General features: G+C 64.2%; 18 protein-coding genes. 8 read left to right on the top strand and 10 right to left on the bottom strand.

The genetic code is table 11. The annotated features are described in order from the left end of the window. Positions 1-6: 6 nt before the first annotated feature. From IC50_RS10355 to IC50_RS10365, 3 genes are all read right to left on the bottom strand, one after another. Positions 7-1,323: a homoserine dehydrogenase gene (locus IC50_RS10355; RefSeq protein WP_035703677.1), complete on the bottom strand. Its 1,317-nt coding sequence runs from the start codon at positions 1,321-1,323 to the stop codon at positions 7-9. 29 nt (positions 1,324-1,352) lie between these two features. Then, positions 1,353-2,573, bottom strand: coding sequence for an LL-diaminopimelate aminotransferase (locus IC50_RS10360; protein WP_035703679.1), 1,221 nt, complete (start codon positions 2,571-2,573; stop codon positions 1,353-1,355). A 216-nt stretch (positions 2,574-2,789) separates the two neighbouring features. Next, on the bottom strand, positions 2,790-3,065 hold the full coding sequence (locus IC50_RS10365) for a hypothetical protein (protein WP_035703682.1): 276 nt from the start codon (positions 3,063-3,065) through the stop codon (positions 2,790-2,792). Positions 3,066-3,318: 253 nt separating this feature from the next. Between IC50_RS10365 and IC50_RS10370 the strand changes: the two genes are divergently transcribed. Together IC50_RS10370 and IC50_RS10375 are read left to right on the top strand one after the other, a co-directional pair. Continuing rightward, positions 3,319-5,127 (top strand): PHA/PHB synthase family protein, encoded by a 1,809-nt coding sequence (locus tag IC50_RS10370; RefSeq protein WP_035703684.1) that lies wholly within the window; start codon positions 3,319-3,321, stop codon positions 5,125-5,127. A 62-nt stretch (positions 5,128-5,189) separates the two neighbouring features. Continuing rightward, the gene (locus IC50_RS10375) at positions 5,190-5,588 is read left to right on the top strand and encodes an MAPEG family protein (RefSeq protein ID WP_035703686.1); all 399 of its coding nucleotides are present in this window, start codon (positions 5,190-5,192) and stop codon (positions 5,586-5,588) included. Between the two features lie 112 nt (positions 5,589-5,700). Here IC50_RS10375 and argC read toward each other — a convergent pair whose 3' ends face one another. The 3 genes from argC to IC50_RS10390 form a co-directional block, all read right to left on the bottom strand. Next, a complete protein-coding gene (gene argC / locus IC50_RS10380; RefSeq protein WP_035703688.1) occupies positions 5,701-6,699 on the bottom strand; it encodes an N-acetyl-gamma-glutamyl-phosphate reductase in 999 nt (332 codons plus the stop codon). After that, positions 6,696-7,391: an FMN-binding negative transcriptional regulator gene (locus tag IC50_RS10385; RefSeq protein WP_035703690.1), complete on the bottom strand. Its 696-nt coding sequence runs from the start codon at positions 7,389-7,391 to the stop codon at positions 6,696-6,698. Before IC50_RS10385 ends, argC begins: the two co-directional genes overlap by 4 nt. A gap of 227 nt (positions 7,392-7,618) precedes the next feature. Further along, positions 7,619-8,149, bottom strand: a complete 531-nt coding sequence (locus IC50_RS10390) for a DedA family protein (protein ID WP_035703691.1) — start codon at positions 8,147-8,149, stop codon at positions 7,619-7,621. Between the two features lie 273 nt (positions 8,150-8,422). Here IC50_RS10390 and parE point away from each other — a divergent pair, with 273 nt between their 5' ends. The 5 genes from parE to IC50_RS10415 all read left to right on the top strand — a co-directional run bounded on the left by parE (position 8,423) and on the right by IC50_RS10415 (position 14,031). Further along, positions 8,423-10,465, top strand: coding sequence for a DNA topoisomerase IV subunit B (gene parE / locus IC50_RS10395; protein ID WP_035703692.1), 2,043 nt, complete (start codon positions 8,423-8,425; stop codon positions 10,463-10,465). Between the two features lie 306 nt (positions 10,466-10,771). Then, positions 10,772-11,536, top strand: a complete 765-nt coding sequence (locus IC50_RS10400; RefSeq protein WP_035703695.1) for an outer membrane protein — start codon at positions 10,772-10,774, stop codon at positions 11,534-11,536. 416 nt (positions 11,537-11,952) lie between these two features. Then, the gene (locus IC50_RS10405; protein WP_035703697.1) at positions 11,953-12,738 is read left to right on the top strand and encodes an outer membrane protein; all 786 of its coding nucleotides are present in this window, start codon (positions 11,953-11,955) and stop codon (positions 12,736-12,738) included. A gap of 305 nt (positions 12,739-13,043) precedes the next feature. Continuing rightward, entirely contained in the window at positions 13,044-13,229 is a 186-nt protein-coding gene (locus tag IC50_RS10410; RefSeq protein WP_035703723.1) for a hypothetical protein, read from the top strand. A gap of 31 nt (positions 13,230-13,260) precedes the next feature. Then, complete coding sequence (locus tag IC50_RS10415) at positions 13,261-14,031, top strand: SDR family NAD(P)-dependent oxidoreductase (protein WP_035703698.1); 771 nt, start codon at positions 13,261-13,263, stop codon at positions 14,029-14,031. 98 nt (positions 14,032-14,129) lie between these two features. Here the strand turns inward: IC50_RS10415 and IC50_RS10420 are convergent, their stop codons facing one another. The 4 genes from IC50_RS10420 to IC50_RS10435 form a co-directional block, all read right to left on the bottom strand. Continuing rightward, on the bottom strand, positions 14,130-14,897 hold the full coding sequence (locus IC50_RS10420; protein WP_035703700.1) for an outer membrane protein: 768 nt from the start codon (positions 14,895-14,897) through the stop codon (positions 14,130-14,132). Positions 14,898-15,077: 180 nt separating this feature from the next. After that, positions 15,078-16,325: an FAD-dependent oxidoreductase gene (locus IC50_RS10425; protein WP_081492404.1), complete on the bottom strand. Its 1,248-nt coding sequence runs from the start codon at positions 16,323-16,325 to the stop codon at positions 15,078-15,080. Positions 16,326-16,605: 280 nt separating this feature from the next. Next, complete coding sequence (locus tag IC50_RS41230) at positions 16,606-17,016, bottom strand: hypothetical protein (RefSeq protein WP_081492405.1); 411 nt, start codon at positions 17,014-17,016, stop codon at positions 16,606-16,608. An 85-nt stretch (positions 17,017-17,101) separates the two neighbouring features. After that, complete coding sequence (locus IC50_RS10435) at positions 17,102-18,616, bottom strand: caspase family protein (RefSeq protein ID WP_035703702.1); 1,515 nt, start codon at positions 18,614-18,616, stop codon at positions 17,102-17,104. A 199-nt stretch (positions 18,617-18,815) separates the two neighbouring features. Between IC50_RS10435 and IC50_RS10440 the strand changes: the two genes are divergently transcribed. Continuing rightward, a complete protein-coding gene (locus tag IC50_RS10440; protein WP_035703705.1) occupies positions 18,816-19,793 on the top strand; it encodes a helix-turn-helix domain-containing protein in 978 nt (325 codons plus the stop codon). Positions 19,794-20,061: the final 268 nt, after the last annotated feature.

Raw genomic sequence — 20,061 nt, forward strand, 5'->3', positions numbered from 1 at the left:
ACCGCCTCAGTTCTTCTCGATCCGGATCACCTGCGGCCGTCCGCTGATCACCTTATCCTTTTGCACGGCGGCAAGCGCGCGACGCACTGCGTCCTCGTGCGTGGCGTAGGTGATCAGGATGACCGGCACGGGGACCGCCTTGCCGCTATCGGACGCAACGCCGCCATTGGGATGACGCTGCACGATCGACTCGATCGAAATCTTCTGCTCGGCAAGCCGGGTCGCGATCGCGGCCGCAGTGCCGGGGAAATCGCGCGCCAGCAGGCGGATGTAATAACCGCCCTCGTGCCGCTCCATCGGCGCCTTCCTGGTGTCGCGCAGCTGCGCGATCGGCCGGCCGAAAGGATTGGCGCGGATGCCGCGCGCGACGTCGGCGACGTCGGCGACGACGGCGGACGCCGTCGCGGCACCGCCTGCACCGGGGCCGACCAGCGTGATCGGCGGAATGCCCTCGCCGTCGATCGTGACCGCGTTGGTGACACCCATCACCTGCGCGATCGAGGAGGATTTGGGAACCATGGTCGGATGCACGCGCTGCTCGATGCCCTTGGCGGTGCGAACCGCGACGCCGAGCAGCTTGACGCGGTAACCGAGATCGGCGGCGGCGCGAAGATCTTCGGGCGCGATGGATGAGATACCTTCGACATACACCGCGCTTTGAGCAACTTTCGTGCCGAAGGCGAGGCTGGCGAGAATGGCGAGTTTCTGCGCGGTGTCGTGGCCGTCGACGTCGAAGGACGGATCGGCCTCGGCATAGCCGAGCCGCTGCGCGTCCTTCAGGCATTCGGCGAAGGACAGGCCCTCCTGCTCCATCCTCGTCAGGATGTAATTGCAGGTGCCGTTGAGGATGCCGTAGACGCGGTTGATCCCGGTTCCGGCGAGACCCTCGCGCAACGTCTTGATGACCGGGATCGCGGCGCCCACCGCTGCCTCGAAATTCAGCGCGCCGCCGTGCTTTTCAGCCGCCTTGGCGAGCTTGAGGCCGTGCCTGGCCAGCAGCGCCTTGTTGGCGGTGACGACCGACTTGCCGGCGTTCAGCGCGGCTTCCACCGCCGACAGCGCCGGGTCGCCCGCGCCGCCCATCAGCTCGACGAAGCAGTCGACCTCGGGATGGGTGGCGAGGGCAAGTGGATCCTTCGCCCATTCGACGCCGCGCAGATCGATGCCGCGCTTCTTCGCCTTCGAGCGCGCGGTGACGGCGACGACGCGAATGCCGCGGCCACTGCGGCCCGCGAGCACGCGCGCCTGCGTTTCGATCAAACGGATAACTTCGGCGCCCACGGTGCCGAGCCCCGCTATACCCACTTTCAGGGGTGCAACCATGATGTCTTAGAAAACCTGCCGAAGAGAACTCAACGCCGATTGGCGAGCGGAACGACGTTGTGCAACGTTTCGATGCCGCTTTCAAGGAAGCGGCGCACGCCGCGCGCGGCCTGCCTGATCCGTTGCTCGTTTTCCACCATGGCGATGCGGACATATCCTTCACCATGCTCGCCGAAGCCGACGCCGGGCGAGACCGCAACGCCGGATTTCTCCACCATCAGGGTCGCGAACTGCATGCTGCCGACGCTGCGGAAGGCTTCCGGCAGCGGCACCCAGGCGAACATCGAGGCCTCCGGCGGCGGAATCTCCCAGCCGGCGCGCCCGAACGATTCCACCAGCGCGTCGCGGCGCTTGCGGTAGGTGTCGCGCATCTCCTTGATGCAATCGTCCGGACCGTTCAGCGCGGCGGTCGCCGCGACCTGGACCGGCGTGAACGCGCCGTAGTCGAGGTAGGATTTGACGCGGGCGAGCGCCGCGATCACGCGCTCATTGCCGACCGCAAACCCCATGCGCCAACCGGCCATCGAGTAGGTCTTCGACATCGAGGTGAATTCGACGGTGACATCCATCGCGCCGGGCACCTCGAGCACCGAGGGCGGCGGGTTGTTCTCGTCGAAATAGACCTCGGCATAAGCGAGATCGGACAGGATCAGGATCTCATGCTTCTTCGCAAAGGCGACGAGATCCTTGTAGAAATCGAGGCTCGCGACATAGGCGGTCGGGTTCGAGGGATAGCAGACGACAAGCGCCAGGGGCTTGGGGATCGAATGCACGATCGCCCGCTCCACAGCCTCGAAGAATTGCGGCGTCGGCTCGGAGGGCACCGAGCGGATCACGCCGCCCGCCATCAAAAAGCCGAAGGCGTGAATCGGATAGCTCGGGTTCGGACAGAGGATCACGTCGCCAGGCGCGGTGATCGCCTGCGCCACATTGGCGAAGCCTTCCTTCGAGCCCAGCGTCGCCACGACCTGGGTGTCAGGGTTCAGCTTCACGCCGAAGCGGCGGGCGTAATAGGCGGCCTGGGCCCTGCGCAGTCCGGGGATGCCGCGGGAGGCCGAGTAGCGGTCGGTGCGCGGCTTACCCAGCGTCTCCTTCAGCTTCTCCAGCACATGCGGCGGTGCCGGCAGGTCGGGATTACCCATGCCGAGGTCGATGATGTCGGCACCGGCATTCCGCGCGGCCGCCTTGGCCCGGTTGACCTGTTCGAACACATAAGGCGGCAGGCGACGGATGCGGTAAAACTCTTCCATGGCTCTCCAGGGCTCCGGGCAACCGGTCAGGACAGAATCGACAGGCCACGAGGGCCGTTCGACAAGGCGCTCATTGCCATCGCGAAAATCACTCACAATCAAATACTTAGAGCAATCATCGACGACGGAGACTGAAGTCGTTCGTTCTGACTCTTGGCTGAACCGAAGTCTTTTAGCACGGCAAGGCGGAGGCGCCAGCGATTACCTTGCAGCGCCTCATTTGGCGTCCTTGGCAGCCACCGCCTGGCGATCGCGCGCCGCGGCGAGCTCGGCCTCGATTTTGGCGCGCTGCTCCGGCGGGATCACCGCCTGATCGCGATCCGGAGGCAGGTCATGCACCGGCAGATAGCTGCCGGGCTCCCTGGCAGACGCCTGCGCATCCGCGGGTGTCAGATCCGCGAGCTGGCTCGAGCAGCCGCCCAGAGCGAGCGCCGCGATCAGCAGCGCCCCGCAAATCGGCAGCGTCTTTTGCAGGTCCCACAACGCCAACACTTGGGAAATCCCCTACTCGTCCCAAAGCACGGCCCCGGGCAACCTTACCCAAGACCGCGCCCCAGCTCAAACCATTGCTGCCCAAATGGCGAGAGCGAGAAAACAGCCACTCCCCACCAAGCCGAGCGGTGCGGCCCGATTGTGACGGAACCAAGAAGATTTGTCGCAGTGCAACACATCTTCGAGAGTGTTTAACGTCAAACATGCGAGCTTCGCGGTGACGAATACGGAATGAATCGTTACTGTTCAGCTCATGAGCATGGCCACGACCGACACGCCGAAACCTGGGACGAAGTTCGACGCGGAAGCCTTCGCGATGAATGTCGCGCGGGCGATGGAGAGCGGCGGCAAGGCGCTCGCCGCCTACCTCAAGCCGCGCGAGAGCGGCGAGGTGCAGGATCGCCCGCCGGCCGAGCTTGCCGAGGTCGTCAAGACCTTCACGTCGGTCGCCGAATATTGGCTGTCGGATACATCCCGCTCCTCCGATCTCCAGACCAAGCTCGCGAAGGACTATCTCGACCTCTGGGGCTCGGCGGTGCGCCGCATGGCCGGTCAGGACGCCCAGCCCGCGATTGCGCCCTCGCCGCGCGACAAGCGCTTTGCCGATCCGGAATGGAAGTCCAACCAGTTCTTCGACTTCGTCATGCAGCTCTATCTGCTCACGACCAAATGGGCGCAGGAGCTGGTGCGGGATGCCGAAGGGCTCGATCCGCAGACCCGCCGCAAGGCGGAGTTCTATGTCCAGCAGGTCATCAACGCACTATCGCCCTCCAACTTCGTGCTGACCAATCCGGAGGTGCTGCGCGAGACGGTGGCGAGCAGCGGCGAGAATCTCGCGCGTGGCCTGAGGATGCTGGCCGAGGACATCGCGGCGGGCAAGGGCATGCTGAAGATCCGCCAGTCCGATCCGGACAATCTCGTCGTCGGCGTCAACATGGCGACGACGCCGGGCAAGGTGATCTACCAGAACGAGATGATGCAGCTGATCCAGTACGCTCCGACCACGGAGACCGTGCTGCGCACCCCGCTCCTGATCGTGCCGCCATGGATCAACAAGTTCTACATCCTCGATCTGAAGCCGGAGAAATCCTACATCAAGTGGTGCGTCGACCAGGGCATCACCGTGTTCGTGATCTCATGGGTCAATCCCGACAAGCGGCTCGGCAACAAGAGCTGGGAAGACTACATGAAGGAGGGCCCGCTCACGGCGATGGACGTGATCGAGAAGGTCACCGGCGAGATGAAGGTGCACACCGCCGGCTATTGCGTCGGCGGCACCATGCTGGCGACCACGCTGGCCTGGCTCGCCGAGAAGCGCCGCCAGCGCGTGTCGTCCGCGACGTTCTTCGCCGCCCAGATCGACTTCACCCATGCCGGCGACCTCCTCGTGTTCGTCGACGAGGAGCAGATCGCAGCGCTCGAGCAGGACATGAAGGCCGCCGGCGTACTCGAAGGCTCGAAGATGGCGATGGCCTTCAACATGCTGCGCTCGAATGACCTGATCTGGTCCTACGTCGTCAGCAACTATCTGAAGGGCCAGCAGCCGAGCGCGTTCGACCTGTTGCACTGGAACTCCGACGCGACACGGATGACCCAGGCGAACCATTCCTACTATTTGCGCAACTGCTATCTGGAGAACCGCCTGTCGACCGGCACGATGGTGCTGGACAACACCCTGCTCGATCTGTCCAAGGTGAAGGTGCCCGTCTACAATCTTGCCACCCGCGAAGACCACATCGCGCCCGCTGAATCAGTGCTGTACGGCTCACAGTTCTTCGGCGGTCCGGTGAAGTACGTCCTGTCCGGCTCGGGCCACATCGCAGGCGTGGTCAATCCGCCCGCCTCGAACAAGTACCAGTACTGGACCAACGACAACATCAAGGACGTCAATATCGCGCAGTGGATGAAGGGCGCCGTGGAGCACAAGGGCTCATGGTGGCTGGACTGGCGCCAATGGCTGGGCGGGCTCGATCCCGAGGAAGTACCGGCTCGCGCGGTCGGCAGCGAAGCATTCCCACCGATCGAGGACGCGCCCGGCAGCTATGTCAGGGTTCGCGCATAGCGGAATCTCCCGCGCTTGTGTAAGCTCGCCTGCAGCACCGCGGCGACAGAGGGGATCGGACTATGACGCGCGAATTGTTCTGGCTGACACTGACGGTGATCCTGACCGGGATTCTCTGGATTCCCTACATCATCAATCGCTGCCAGGTTCGCGGGCTCAGCGGTGCCATGGCCAACCCGTCGCGCGGCGACAAGCCGCAGGCGGAGTGGGCGAACCGGTTGATGTTCGCGCATGACAACGCGGTCGAGAACCTCGTGATCTTCGCGCCGCTGGTGCTGATCCTGAACGCGATCGACTATTCCACGAAATGGACCGTGCTCGCCTGCGCCGTCTATTTCTGGTCGCGCGTCGCGCATCTCATCGTCTACGCGATGGGAATCCCGGTGTTCCGCACGCTGGCCTTCACCGTCGGCTTCCTCGCGCAGGCCGTGCTGGCGCTGGCGATCTTCAAGGTGGTTTGAGCGCACGCGTACCTTGGTAACGTCATTCCGGGGCGGTGCGTAGCACCGAACCCGGAATCTCGAGATTCCGGGTTCGCCCTTTGGGCGCCCCGGAACGACCGAGCAAGCTCTCCTACTCCTCCGGCAGGCCCAGCATCAGCCGCATGTTCTGCACGGCTGCGCCGGATGCGCCCTTGCCGAGATTGTCGAGCCGGGCGACCAGCACGGCCTGATGATACCTGTCGCTGGCGAAGACGTAGAGCTCGAGCATGTTGGTCTCGTTCAGCGCCTCCGGTTCGAGCCGGCCGCCCCTGGTCGCCTCGTTCTGGAGCGGCATCACCTTGACGTATTTCGAACCGGCATAACGCTTTGCCATCGCCGCTTGCAGGTCGGCACCGCCGGGCTTGCCCGGCAGCGTGTCGAGCTGCAGCGGCACCGAGACCAGCATGCCCTGCCGGTAGTTGCCGACCGAGGGAATGAAGATCGGCCGCCGCGTCAGGTTGGAGTAGAGCTGCATCTCCGGCAGATGCTTGTGCTCGAAGCCGAGACCGTACAACTCGAAGGACGGTGCGCTGCCATCCTCGAAGCTTGCGATCATCGACTTGCCGCCGCCGGAATAGCCGCTCACCGCGTTGACGGTGACAGGATAATCTGATGGCAGCAGGCCGGCATCGACGATCGGCCGCAGCAGCGCGATCGCGCCGGTCGGATAGCAGCCGGGATTGGAGACCTTCTTCGCCGCCTTGATCTTGCCGGCCTGGTCCGGTGTCAGTTCGGGAAAGCCATAGGCCCAGTCCGGCGCGACCCGGTACGCGGTCGAAGCATCCAGCACTTTCGGCGCAGAAGTGCCCATGCTGTCGACAAGAGCGACCGTTTCCTTGGCGGCATCGTCCGGCAGGCAGAGGATGACGAGGTCCACCTCCTCCATCAGCGCCTTCTTGGCCGCGGGGTCCTTGCGCTTGTCGTCGGCAATGGTCTTCACGACGACGTCGCTCTGGAGCTTCAGCCGCTCGTTGATGCCGAGCCCGGTGGTGCCGGAGCCGCCGTCGACGAAGACGGTCGCGGGCTTCTTGGCCACGCTGGTGGTCGGGGTTTTCGTGGTCTCAGCGAGGCCGGTTTCAGAAAGGCTCATGGCGCGCTCCTTTCGAGCATGTTCGTGTCGTCTGCAAAAGCTTGTTCTGCGAAGGCTTGTTCTGCGAAGGCTTGCGGCCTGGCCTGCCGCATCAAATGTGAGATCTGCCTGGCGTCGGCATCGCCGGCGTTGAGCGCATCGGCGATCGCTACATGGTCGGCGTCCGATTTGTGCTGGTTCAGCTTGAAGCTGCCTTCGACCTCCTCAACCGTCATGACCAGCCCCACGATCCCCTTCTTCATCGTCTCCAGCCGACCCGCCGTCATCTTGCCCGATGTCCACGGCTTCTTCGGCAATAGCCAGCTCTCGAACTTGTCGCTGAGCGTGTCGACCTGCACCGACAGTTCGTCGTCCGACAACAGCCGCACCGGCCCGCTCAGATGCACCGACTGGTAGAGCCAGGTCGGCACCTGGTCCGGCGAGACGTACCAGTCCGGCGATACATAGGCATCGGGCCCGTTGACCGCGAGCAGCCACGAGGTCGCGCCATCCGCAAGCTTTAGCAGCGGATTGTGACGGGCGACATGAAAGGCAGCCTGCGGCGTGCCGTCGGCGGCGTAGGTCAAATAGAACGGCAGCGGCGAAGCAATCGGCTTCTTGCCGTCGAAGGCGCACATGGTGCCGAAGCCGCGCTCGTCGGCGAATTTCAGGCTCGCGGCGCGGTCCTGCTTGAAATGGGGTGGCGTGTACATCGTGGTCTCCTGCTGGGCCTCCTCGGGGGAGCCGCCGGATCAGATCGCGCTGACAGGAGAGAGATTGCCGCGGATCGGATCCAGCGGCAAAGACGATGATCTCAAACGCGATCGACCGCCCAAACCGCTGAAGAGCGGCGGCGGCGACGGGCGAACAGGATGGTCGCGGCGTTGATCATGGCGCGCGGCTATAAGGCCAGATCGGGTTCCCGTCAAGGCGACGGTTGTCAGATCACCCGCCAGATCCATTCCATGATCTTGGCGAGCACGTCACCGAACAGCAGGAGCACGGCCGACCAGATCAGGGCCGACACGAAATTGGCAGCCTGGAAACTCCAATAGGGCATCTCGAAGATGCCGGCCGCGAGCGGCACGGAGGCACGCAAGGGGCCGAAGAAGCGCCCGATGAAGATGCTGGGTATGCCCCAGCTGCGCACGAAAGCCTCGCCTCTGGGCAGCAGGTCCGGATAGCGCGAGAGCGGCCACATCTGGGCAACCCTCTCCTTGTAGCGATAGCCGAACCAGTAGGAGACCCAGTCACCCAGCGCCGCGCCGAGGCCGCCGGCGATCCAGACCGGAAAGAAGCTGATGCCGCTGACCCCGATCAGCGCGCCGATGGCCACCAGCGCGCCCCAGGCCGGAACCAGCAGCGAGATGAACGCAAGGGACTCTCCGAAGGCAAGCAGGAACACGATCGGCGCCGCCCAAGCTTGGTGAACGCGCACGAAATCAGCCAGGGCGTGCGCAAACTGCTCCATCCAAAATAGCCTTCCCGCCCCATCTCAAGGTGCTGCTCGATGAAAAGGACTGGTAAGCCAAGGACTTGTGTGACATCAAGTCACAAAGCCCGACATGGACCGGAGTGACCCGTCAAATTGCCGGGAACTTGTGGGCCTGCGGCGTAAAATCGCCGGGATTGACTCCCAACCCACACCGCTAGTCCCGCCTGCGGTAACCTTTCCAAGGCAGAAGTGGCATAGTCGGCCTAACCGATTCGCCGCTCATGCGGCCCTCAAAACGCATCAAGATATATGTCCAAGCAGTTGAAGCCCAAAGCAAAAGACAACTTTTTCGGCGGCGACGAGCCGAACCCCCGCGCCGCCAAGGCGGCGCCGCGCGCGAGCGGCGGCGAAGCCGACTACACCGCGGCCGACATCGAGGTGCTCGAAGGCCTGGAACCGGTGCGGCGCCGGCCCGGCATGTATATCGGCGGCACCGACGAGAAGGCGCTGCATCACCTGTTCGCCGAAGTCATCGACAACTCGATGGACGAAGCGCTGGCCGGGCACGCGACCTTCATCGAAGTCGATCTGAGCGCTGACGGGTTCCTGACCGTGACCGACAACGGCCGCGGCATCCCGATCGATCCTCATCCGAAGTTCCCGAAGAAGTCGGCACTCGAAGTCATCATGTGCACGCTGCATTCAGGTGGCAAGTTCGACAGCAAGGTCTACGAGACCTCGGGCGGTCTGCACGGCGTCGGCATCTCCGTGGTGAACGCCCTCTCCTCGCGTCTCGAGGTCGAGGTCGCGCGCAGCCAGAAACTCTACCGCATGTCGTTCGAGCGCGGCCACCCGAAGGGCAAGCTCGAGGACCTCGGCAAGGTCAACAACCGCCGCGGCACGCGCGTGCGCTTCAAGCCCGACACCGACATCTTTGGGCCTAAGGCCGCGTTCAAGCCGCAGCGCCTGTTCAAGATGACGCGCTCGAAAGCGTATCTGTTCGGCGGCGTCGAGATCCGCTGGAATTGCGCGCCCGAGCTGCTCAAGGGCATCGAGGATGTGCCGGCGGAAGCGACGTTCCACTTCCCAGGCGGCCTCAAGGATTATCTCGCCGCGGCGATCCACGCCGATACGCTGGTGCATCCCGACATCTTCTCCGGCAAGTCGGGCCGCAACGGCGCGCATGGCGCTTGCGAATGGGCGGTGGCCTGGACCGCGGATGCGGACGGCTTCCTCTCCTCCTACACCAACACCGTGCCGACGCCGGATGGCGGCACGCATGAGTCCGGCCTGCGCAGCGCATTGCTGCGCGGCCTGAAGGATCACGCCGAGCGCGTCGGCCAGGGCAAGCGTGCGGCCTCCGTCACCTCCGAAGACGTGATGGTCGGAGCCGCCGTGATGCTTTCGGTGTTCGTGCGCGAGCCCGAATTCCAGGGCCAGACCAAGGATCGTCTCGCCACCGCAGAAGCGCAGCGCATCGTCGAGCAGGCGATGAAGGATCCGTTCGACCATTGGCTGTCGGGTAATCCGAACATGGCCAACCGGCTGCTCGACTTCGTCATCGACCGCGCCGAGGAGCGGTTGCGCCGCCGGCAGGAGAAGGAGACGGCGCGCAAGACCGCCGGCAAGAAGCTGCGCCTTCCCGGCAAGCTCGCCGACTGCACCGACGCCGGCACCGAGGGCTCGGAGCTGTTCATCGTGGAGGGTGACTCGGCCGGCGGCAGCGCCAAGCAGGCGCGCGACCGCAAGACCCAGGCCGTGCTGCCGCTGCGCGGCAAGATCCTCAACGTCGCCTCCGCCGGCAAGGACAAGCTGACGGCGAACGCCCAGCTCTCCGATCTGGTGCAGGCGATCGGCTGCGGCCAGCTCTTGCAGTATCGCGAAGAAGATCTGCGCTATCAGCGCATCATCATCATGACCGACGCCGACGTCGACGGCGCCCATATTGCGTCGCTGCTGATCACCTTCTTCTACCGGCAGATGCCGCGGCTGATCGACGAGGGCCACCTCTTCCTCGCGGTGCCGCCGCTCTACAAGCTGACGCACGGCACGAAGTCGGTGTACGCGCGCGACGACAAGCACAAGGAAGAGCTGATCAAGAGCGCGTTCAACGCCAACGCCAAGGTCGAGGTGAACCGCTTCAAAGGCCTCGGCGAGATGATGCCGGCGCAGCTCAAGGAAACCACCATGGATCCGCGCAAGCGGACGCTGCTCAAGGTGGTGCTGCTCGCCGACGATCGCGACACCACCGCCGATTCCGTGGAGCGCCTGATGGGCACCAAGGCCGAGGCGCGCTTCGCCTTCATCTCGGACAAGGCCGAATTTGCCAGCGAAGAGCTGCTGGACGTCTGAGGCATTGACCGCAATCCCGCACCGGCCCCGGACAATTCGCCGGGGCCTTTCGCGTTCTGACATCGACAGTGAGACAGTCCGCGCCCACACTCGAATCTCGCGATTCTTCGCGCGTTGAGATGCCCAGCTTGGACGCTTGCGACGCTACTCTGCTGCCGACGTCAGCGGGAACCGAATTGCGACAATGTGGCACGCCCTTCGAGGGCGCAGGAACAGCCATTCACAACCCAGTGTGTCGTCAAGACTACAGCCGTCCTGCGCGGGCCTAGGCTATTTTCCATTCATTCTTCATCGGAGTGATTGAAAATGAGAAAGCTAGGTTTATCGCTTCTGGCGCTCCTGCTCGGCACGGCCGGTGTCTCTGCCGCTGATCTCGCTGCGCGACCCTATACGAAGGCTCCTCCACCTGTGGTGGCCGCTTACAACTGGAGCGGATTCTATCTCGGTGTGCACGGCGGCTGGATCGAATCCGATCCGCGCTTCGACTTCGTCGGCGTCGGTCATTACAATACGCTGCCGGGTCAGAGCTTCGGTCTGAAGGCAGATGGTTTCATGGTTGGTGGCCATGCCGGCTACAACTGGCAGATCGACAAGTTCGTGCTCGGCATCGAGGGATCCGGTTCCTACACGGACATCAGCACCAATGCGATCAGCCCGTTCTTCCCGGCAAGCGATACTTTCCACGCCAAGATGCGTTGGATGGCGACTGTGACGCCGCGTCTCGGTGTGACCACCGGCCCGGTGCTCTTCTATGTCAAGGGCGGTGTCGCTTTCGCCGATCTGTGGACGAGGATCGAGGATACGTTCGACTACAACGAGCGCAGCGAAACTCGCGTTGGTTGGACGGTGGGCGGCGGATTGGAGTGGATGGCTACGCCGAACTGGATCGTCGGTGTCGAAGGCAACTACTATGATTTCGGCAATTGTTGCGGCGGTTTGCAGGAGAGCCGGGTCCTCGCAACCAATGCTTTGGCGGGCGTGTTCAGCAATCACAGCACCAAATTCGATGCCTGGTCCGTGCTGGGCCGCGTCAGCTACAAGTTCGGTGGTCCAGTGATGGCGAAGTACTGAGCCGCCGCTGCTTCGAACACCAGCCCCGGCCTCGGCCGGGGCTTTTTGCTTTTTGGTCCGCCACCAAGTCGGCCTCCGCCCGGATGGCTCGATTCGCGTTCGGACCCGGCGACTCAGCCATCGACCCGGGAGCGCAAATGCCGAGGCAGGATTGCATCCCTTTCGGACAGCGCCGATTTGCTAACGAGACGTTACCTCAGATTGAAACCCTCGAATTCCTACAACTCATTGAAATTTCGAAGCTTTTCTGACTACGAGCAATCACTCCTCAAATACCCAAGCACCGGCGTTTTCCAGCGACTGTGCCTGCCCGGCAACAGCATTTCGGCAAGAACCGTCTATAGTTCGGGTCATCAGATGACACGAATTCAGTGCGCTCGCGCCTGCTACGCCGGACCAAGGTTGGGGATTTTGACATGAAGAAGACTTTGCTCGCTCTGACCGCGGTTGCGGCGATGACCGGTTCGGCCTCGGCGGCCGACCTTGCGGCCCGTCCCTACGTGAAGGCCCCGATGCCCGCGCCCGTCGCGAACTGGACCGGCTTCTACGTGTTCGGCGGTGGCGGCGGCGGCCTCTCGAATGCCGACCAGAGCGTTGTCGACACCGCCACGGGCACCCCGCTGACGATCACCCAGCGCCAGGGCGGTTCGGGCTGGTTCGGCACCGTCGGCGCCGGTTACGACTGGCAGTTCAGCGGCACCTGGGTCGCTGGTGTGTTCGCCGACGGTCAGTTCGGCAGCATCCGCGCCACCATCCAGGATCCGACCCTCGGCATCACTGGCAACCAGAAGCTGGAAACCTCCTGGGCCGCGGGTGTTCGCCTCGGCTGGCTGGTCGCCCCGAACGTTCTCTCCTACGTCAACGGCGGTTACTCCGGCGCTCACTTCGGACAGACCAACTTCACCACGCTGGGCGGCACGCCCGTCGGCGGCCACCTCAACAGCTACGATCGCCACGGCTGGTTCATCGGCGGCGGCGTGGAGAACAGCCTGAACATCTTCGGCATCACCTCGCCCGGCTGGTTCATGAAGACCGAGTACCGTTCGGCCTTCTACAATGCCAAGACTCAGGATGAGATCTCCGATGCCACGGGCCTGCCGACCGGCGTGAACAGCATCCGCGCCAACAGCTGGAACCAGACGATCTCGACCTCGCTGGTCTACCGCTTCAACTGGACCGGTCCGGTCGTCGCGAAGTACTGATCCGATCTCACGATCAAACGTCAAAGCCCCGGCATCGCCGGGGCTTTTTCGTTTTGGGCCGAGCGGCCGAGGCTCGCCTGCAATGACTGGTACGGCGCGCCGGGCTCCGCTCGCCGACTATCGGCACGGCCGATCGCCCAGCCGCGAATTGCCTTTCCAGGGACACTTCCTCCCCCGCCGGCGGCTTTGCCGCCGGTGCCATTGTATCCGAACCGAAGCTACGGTTAGTGTGCGCTCAAGCTTTCGCAGCGCGCCGATCCTTCATCGCCGCGCCGCTGACAGAAGCGGACCGTTGGGAGGAATCCATGCGCAGATTGCTGCTGGTCGCAGGCCTGCTTGCGACTGCCGTCGGGCTGCTCTGGATCGGACAGGGCACGGGCACCGTTCCGTGGCCGCGATCGAGCTTCATGGTCGACCAGCTGCAATGGGCCGGCTATGGCGCAGCCATCGCCGGCTTCGGGCTGGTGCTGATCTGGCAGAGCAACCAATAGAAGAAACCAGGCAAGAAAAGGTACTGAAAGCATGACATCCAGCCGGTTCGATCTCCGCGGCAAGGTCGCGATCGTCACGGGAGGCAATGGCGGCATCGGGCTCGGCATGGCGCGCGGCCTTGCCGATGCCGGCGCCGACATTGCCGTGGTCGGGCGCAACGAGACCAAGTCCGCCGCCGCCGTGGCCGATCTCAGCCAGCGCGGCGTGAAGGCGATCGCCATCGCCACCGACGTGACCGACAAGGCGGCGGTCGCGGCCATGGTCGACCGCGTCGTCAGAGAACTCGGCCGCATCGACATCCTCGTCAACAATGCCGGCATGAGCATCCGCAAGCCGCCGCACGAGCTCGAGCTCGACGAGTGGAACAAGGTGATCGACACCAACCTCACCAGCGCCTTCGTGTGCTCGAAACTGGCCTATCCGGCGCTGAAGGCGTCCGGCAACGGCAAGGTGATCAATATCGGCTCGATGATGTCGATCTTCGGTGCGAGCTTCGCGACGGCCTATGCGGCGAGCAAGGGCGGCATCGTGCAGTACACCCGCGCGTGCGCCAACGCCTGGGCGCCCGACAACATCCAGGTCAACGCCATCCTGCCGGGCTGGATCGACACCGATCTCACCCGAGGCGCGCGGCAGCAGGTCTCGGGCCTGCACGAGCGCGTGCTGGCGCGCACGCCCGCGGGACGCTGGGGCGACATCGACGACTTCGCCGGCATCGCCGTCTTCCTCGCCTCGCCCGCGTCGAACTTCGTCACGGGCACCGCGATTCCCGTCGATGGCGGCTTCTCGGTGATGGCCTGAGACCTGCGTCACGCAAAAAAAGAAGCCCCGGACCAGGCCGGGGCTTTTGAATTTTGGCAGTGCTTTTTTTGATCGTTGGTCGCGTTGCGTCGACGTGCTCAGTAGCGGGCGATGGTCGGCGCGTCGAACTTGTAGCTCGCGCGCACCACGGCCCACTGGATGTCGCGCGGCTTGGCATCGAAGGTGTAGTTACCGGAGGTGCCGCCGAGCTGATAGGTCTGGCTGCCGAAGGCCGCGTAATTGTATTCGAGGCCGACGATCCAGTTGCGGGTGACGCCGTATTCCCAGCCGGCGCCGACCGTCCAGCCGTTGGCCCAGTGGGTCTGTTCGCCCGAACCCGTCGCCACGCCGACCGTGTCGGAGACCGAGAGGCGGTTGTTCACGCCGGCATAGCCGCCCTTGATATAGAAGAGGTTGTTCTGCACGGCGAAGCCGGCGCGCCCGACGACGGTCGCGAGTACGTTGGCACGCCAGGAGAACACGTCGTCCCCGGCGCCAAACACGGTGTTGACGACCGTACCCTTGTTGTCGAGACCGGAGATCGTCCCTTCCACGCCGAACACGTAGTTGTTGGCCTGCCAGTTGTAGCCGATCTGGGCGCCGCCCATGATGCCCGAATTGCGCTGACGGAAGCTGTCACCCGGCGAAAGATCGCCGAACGGCGCGCCGGTCCCGTTGTTGGTGAACTGCTCGTTGGTCCAGGCGCCGCCGATATGGCCGCCGACATAGAAGCCGGTCCAGGTGAACAGCGGCTCGACATAAGCGGGCGCCTTCGTGTAGCGCGCACCGAGATCTGCGGCGGAAGCCGCGCCGGTCGAAACCAGCGCCGTCGTGCAGGCGAAGGCGGCAATCAATTTATTACGCATGGTACAACCCCGTGTCCTTTGATGGGCATACGGTCACAGACGGCTCTTACTAAAATTGAAATCAACACGGTTAACGTGGCAGATGAATCCGCGTCGGCCTGTGAATCCGCCGGCGCTGTTGCAGGCGCGCAACGCGCCGCTCGCGATTTAGCACGGCGTTATCCCTTCCGAAGTCCTGCGCTAAGATCCCGGCGCGGCCCTCGAATGCACATGCTCGGGACGCACGCCGAGCGCAAGCAGCCGCGCCGGAATGCCCTGAAGCCACGGCAGCGCGGTGATGAGGCGCACGATCAGCGGCACCTTCAGCGGTCGATCGCCGCCTTGCAGGGCGCCGCTGATGATGTTGTTCTGGACGATCACCTGCATTGCTTGCGTCATCTTCACCGGAAACTCGCGGCGACGCCTGATGGCATCGAGCTCATCCTCGGACGGGCAGCCATGTTGCAGCTTGTCCACCAGCAGATTGGCAGTCGCGACCGCGTCCTGCACGGCGAGATTGACACCGACGCCGCCGACCGGCGACATCGCATGCGCGGCGTCGCCGATGCAGAGCAGGCCCGGCTGCGTCCAGCGCTCCAGACGGTTGATCGCGACGGTGAGCAGCTTGATATCGTCGAAGCTCTTCACATCAGTGATGCCGGATCGGAGGATCGGCGCCATGCGCGCGACGTCGTCGAGCAGCGCCTGCAATCCCCTCGCCTTCACCGCATCATACCGTCCCTTGGCGATGACATAGGCGCATTGCCAGTAATCGCCGCGGTCGAAGGTGATCATCATCTTGCCGGGCTCGACTCGCGCGAACACGCTCTCGGTCTCGTCCGCCCTGCGGCCGGCGCGAAACCAGAGCACGTCCATCGGCGCGCCGATCTCCTCGAGCGCAAGGCCCGCGCGCTCCCGCACCGTCGAATGCCGACCGTCGCAGGCAATGGTGAGATCGGCCTCGATGTCGATGAAGCCGTCAGGCGTCTTCGCCCGCACGCCGGCGACCGTGTCGCCGCGGCGGATCAGATCGACCGCCTCCGCGCTCATCATGACCTCGAGCGAGGCAAAGCGCTTGCCGGCCTCGCGCAGGAAATTCAGAAAATCCCATTGCGGCATGAAGGCGATGAACGGATATTTCGTATGGAGCCGGCTGAGGTCGGCGATGCGCACCGGCGTGCCGCCGAACAGGCCGTCGATCTTCTGCAAGCGCTGGTGCGGCAGCTTCAGGAAGCCGTCGATCAGGCCGAGCTCGTCCATCACCTGAAGCGTCGAGGGATGCACGGTGTCGCCGCGGAAGTCGCGGAAGAAATCGGCATGCTTCTCCAGCACCACGACGTCGATGCCGGCCCGCCCCAGGAGATAGCCGAGCATCATGCCGGCCGGCCCGCCGCCGACGATGCAGCAGCGGACTCTCGTGGTCCTGTCGGATTGTTGGTCGGATGTCATTGCCGCCGCGATCCGCGATGTGAGTATCGATCAAGATCCGCCGGACGATACTAAAGCATGATCCGGAAAAGTGCGCAGCGGTTTTCCGAAAAGATCACGCTTAAACAACGACCTAAAGCGCGATGACGATTCATCCTAATCGCATCGCGCTTTAGCGCAATCCGGGCCGAAGGCAGTCTCAATCTGCAGGCAAAAGCCCGTCGTGGCCGGTTCTTGCAGCGGCAGACAAGCCGCCGACAAAAAGGCCCCAGAAGGCGGGCCTTGCCTGAAACGGAACCAGCTATTTCTGATCCTCATTGCTGGTCCCGGTGCCAGGGCTGCCGATCGGCAATCCGTTGGCGGCATGACCGACGCCCATGTTTCGCTCGGCCTGCGCTGCTGCCGGCGTGTTGCCGTTCGGGGTCGAGGGCTGAACGTTCGGATTGACCTGGCCATTATTGGTGTTGAGGTTGGCCCCCGTGGTGGTGCCATGCGTTCCCATTCCGGACGGAGCCGACGGCCCGGAGTTGGCACTGCTGGATGATGTGCCCATTCCGGCACCCGAGCTCGTGGCGGATCCGGCACCGGCACCGGCACTGGCACCGCCCCCCGCACCACCGCCGGCACCACCTCCCCCACCACCACCTTGCGCGAGGGCGGCCGTCGAAAGTGCAACACAAGCGATCGTCACGAGGATGGATTTGCGGATCATGGATCGTCTCCCTGGTTTGGCAGACAATCCAGGTCACCGGAAGATGTTCCGTCATCCGCTCATTGCGCCGCGGCCAATGAAGACCTCAATTATTGCTGCGGTTCGCGCTGCGGAAGCTCTTGATCTCCGAGACGCTGCCGTCGCGATAGGTCAGTTCCACCGAGACGGATTGCGTGCTTGGCGCGAGCTTCATGTAGAGCGGCATGCCGGCGGTGATTGCGCTGGGATCGCGCGTGTCGCAGGGCGGCATCTTCAGCACCTGGTTGGGCACCGCGGTGTCGATGCCGATGCGCACCTCGCGGATGGCGCAGCGGTAGGATACGAGGTGCGTGTAATAGACCAGCAGCCCGTTGAACTCGCGGAACGACAGCCAGCTCGTCGACGTCATATCGAGGATCTTGCGCTGATCGCGGATCAGTGCGGCCTCGGGATCGAACCTGATCGGGAACGGCCCCTGCATCTCGCCGGCCTGATCGACATAGCGGACCTCGATGGTGCCGGCCTGCGCATCCGGCGGCAGTTCGATCGACGGGTTCGGCATCCGCTTGCGCGTGCGCGGATCGAGCGTGTCGATGAATCCGGTCTCGCGGAAATCGCCCTTGCCGGCCATACGCCAGGAAATGCCGAGCGTCGGGTCGGCGAAGGAGAACACCACGCTCCAGCCGCCATTGTGCCGCGAGAAGCTCGCGATCGGCGCGTTGACGGCCTCCTCCCTCGGCAACTGTGGCACCGACACCGGAGGCAGCGCCGCAAGCTTCTGCGGCGGCGGATCGGCCGGCCGCGCGGCGGCGTCTTTCGCCGTGCCGCTCAGGAAGACGTCGTCGACCATCTGGTCGAAATAGACCGGCACCTGCCTGTGCTTGACGGTGTCGGCCATCTCGCTGACCAGGCGGCGGGTGCGCTGCGCAACCTGCACGAGGTTCTCGCCGGGCTGGAGCAGCTCCTTGGCGAAAGCGCGCGTGAACACCGAATTCGGATTGGTGTCATCATTGGACAGACGATCGAGCGCGGTCTGACGGGGACCTGCCGAGAACACCGAGAACACGCCTTCGGGCAGTTGCGTCATCGGCGCGAGCCCGCCGCCGCCGGCGACTGCACGGGTCCCCTTGCGCTCGAACGGGTTGTTGCGGCAGGCGTCGAACACCAGGATCGAGGTCCGCGCCTTCTTGTTCTGCAAGCGCTCGACGATACGGTCGGCCAGGATCGAGGCGTCGCGCACCAGCTCTTCCTGTCCTTCCGTCGCCGCCGGCACGTCGGTCGGCAGCAAATAGTTCTGGCCGGCGATCTCGAAGCCGTGGCCGGCATAGAAGAAGAACGCGGTGTCGCCCGGCTCGATCGCCTTGTCGAACGCAAGCAGCGTCTCGGAGAATTGCTGCCGGCTCTGGTTCTCCGCGACCATCACCGAGAAGCCGAGCTGCTTCAGCGTGTCACCCATGGTGCGAGCGTCGTTGACCGCCTTGAGCAGCTTCGGGACGTTCCTGTATTCATTGTTGCCGACGACGAGCGCGACGCGTTTGTCGGCATAGGCGGGAGCTGCGAAGCCGCTCAGGCTCGCCGCGAGCCCAAGGGCCGCCAGAATTCCGAAAAACCGACGCGTCATCGCAAATTTCCCGTTGCCGAACGGCCCTACGCCGGTTCCTTCGAACGCGGTCCATGGGCTCCCCTGCCGCTGTGTGATAGTCGGCCCAGACGCAACGACGGTTCAAGGGGGCTCGGCTCCGATTCCACGATCTGGCTATGGCAGATTGCGTTGGAATCTGCTTCTTCTTGGGCAATTTCACCGGAAACGAGGGGCAGCCGTGTTTCGCTGGTGTACGAACGAGGTAGAGCCGCGCGACCGCTTCGACTATTGGCGCGAAGTGCGCGCCAAGGGGTTGTTCGGCGTCACCGCCGAGCTCGAGCGCGAACGGCGCGCGGACTTCTTCGGCGAATTCTCGCTGCGCCAGCTTGGCGGCGCCGGCCTCGTCGAGCTGAAGGCCTCGCCCTACGCGGTCGAGCGCAGCAACTCGGACATCGCCTACGCGCCGGGCGACAGCATCTGCGTCTACCAGCAGCTCGGCAGCGGCGGCTGGTTCGGCGGCATGCGCGCAAGCGACTTTTCAATCGGGAGCGGCAACTTCGCCACCAGCCATACAGATCTGCCCTACCGCACCGCGCCGCTCGGCGCCGGAGGCTTCCACCTGCGGATCCTGAAGATTCCCGTAAGCAGCATCCCGGCGCAGGACAAGCGCATGCGCGAGCTTGCGCCGCGGACATTCAACGATCCGGCGCTGGCGCCGCTGCTCGCTGCCTGCTTTGCCGATCTCGGCGAGGCCGCTGCGGATGATGCCACCGCCGATGCGACCTCCCCGGTCCAGACCTCCCTGGTTCAGGCCTTGGTCCATCTGGCGCTGATCGAGCGCGGCATCGTGCGGCCCGGCAGCCGGCGCGGACAGGCTGCGCTGCGGACCGCCCGCCTCTCGCAGGCCCGGCGCCTGATCGTGCGCCACCTGCAAAACCCGGACTTGGTGCCGACAATGGTGGCCGACCAGCTCGGCGTGTCCGTGCGCCACCTGCACATGCTGTTCGAGACGGCAGAGAAGAGCTTCTCGCAGACCGTGACCGGCGAGCGCCTGAAACAGAGCCGCCGCCTGATGCGCGAGGCGCCGGACCGGCTGATCGCCGACGTCGCGACCGCCTGCGGCTTCGAGAGTCTCGCGACCTATTACCGGGTCTTCAACGCCGCCTATGGCATGGCCCCCGGCGACTTCCGGGCCAAGGGCTCGGATGGGGGCTAGGCGACGTCTTGGCGGATCCGGTCGGGTGACGAGGCTGGGCGGAAAACCCGAGCCGCGCCCGTGATTTGGACAAAAACCTCAGGTTTTTTAGGGCCTTCCCGCGTCCGCTCCATTGACTTTGGCCAATTCCACCCTATGTTCCGGGGCGACGCGGCTCAGATCGAAGAGCGATTCCTGAGCCTTGCGCTTTGTTCGCGTGAGTCAGCACCCCCAGCTTCCTAGAGAGCGCGCCGTTTCGGGGTGGAGCGCGACAGCCTTATTACCCTCG

Source organism: Bradyrhizobium genomosp. I (2014) (assembly GCF_000261685.1).
In the GTDB taxonomy this organism is placed as follows: Bacteria; Pseudomonadota; Alphaproteobacteria; order Rhizobiales; family Xanthobacteraceae; genus Bradyrhizobium.

What these genes read in the sequence shown, in the direction of transcription:
- IC50_RS10400 (WP_035703695.1), top strand. Translation starts at nt 10,772, where the DNA reads ATGAGAAAGCTAGGTTTATCGCTTCTGGCGCTCCTGCTCGGCACGGCC.
- IC50_RS10385 (WP_035703690.1), bottom strand. Translation starts at nt 7,391, where the DNA reads ATGTACACGCCACCCCATTTCAAGCAGGACCGCGCCGCGAGCCTGAAA.
- IC50_RS10390 (WP_035703691.1), bottom strand. Translation starts at nt 8,149, where the DNA reads ATGGAGCAGTTTGCGCACGCCCTGGCTGATTTCGTGCGCGTTCACCAA.
- IC50_RS10375 (WP_035703686.1), top strand. Translation starts at nt 5,190, where the DNA reads ATGACGCGCGAATTGTTCTGGCTGACACTGACGGTGATCCTGACCGGG.
- argC (WP_035703688.1), bottom strand. Translation starts at nt 6,699, where the DNA reads ATGAGCCTTTCTGAAACCGGCCTCGCTGAGACCACGAAAACCCCGACC.
- IC50_RS10415 (WP_035703698.1), top strand. Translation starts at nt 13,261, where the DNA reads ATGACATCCAGCCGGTTCGATCTCCGCGGCAAGGTCGCGATCGTCACG.
- IC50_RS10355 (WP_035703677.1), bottom strand. Translation starts at nt 1,323, where the DNA reads ATGGTTGCACCCCTGAAAGTGGGTATAGCGGGGCTCGGCACCGTGGGC.
- IC50_RS10370 (WP_035703684.1), top strand. Translation starts at nt 3,319, where the DNA reads ATGAGCATGGCCACGACCGACACGCCGAAACCTGGGACGAAGTTCGAC.
- IC50_RS10425 (WP_081492404.1), bottom strand. Translation starts at nt 16,325, where the DNA reads ATGACATCCGACCAACAATCCGACAGGACCACGAGAGTCCGCTGCTGC.
- IC50_RS10435 (WP_035703702.1), bottom strand. Translation starts at nt 18,616, where the DNA reads ATGACGCGTCGGTTTTTCGGAATTCTGGCGGCCCTTGGGCTCGCGGCG.
- IC50_RS41230 (WP_081492405.1), bottom strand. Translation starts at nt 17,016, where the DNA reads ATGATCCGCAAATCCATCCTCGTGACGATCGCTTGTGTTGCACTTTCG.
- IC50_RS10360 (WP_035703679.1), bottom strand. Translation starts at nt 2,573, where the DNA reads ATGGAAGAGTTTTACCGCATCCGTCGCCTGCCGCCTTATGTGTTCGAA.
- IC50_RS10420 (WP_035703700.1), bottom strand. Translation starts at nt 14,897, where the DNA reads ATGCGTAATAAATTGATTGCCGCCTTCGCCTGCACGACGGCGCTGGTT.
- parE (WP_035703692.1), top strand. Translation starts at nt 8,423, where the DNA reads ATGTCCAAGCAGTTGAAGCCCAAAGCAAAAGACAACTTTTTCGGCGGC.
- IC50_RS10405 (WP_035703697.1), top strand. Translation starts at nt 11,953, where the DNA reads ATGAAGAAGACTTTGCTCGCTCTGACCGCGGTTGCGGCGATGACCGGT.
- IC50_RS10410 (WP_035703723.1), top strand. Translation starts at nt 13,044, where the DNA reads ATGCGCAGATTGCTGCTGGTCGCAGGCCTGCTTGCGACTGCCGTCGGG.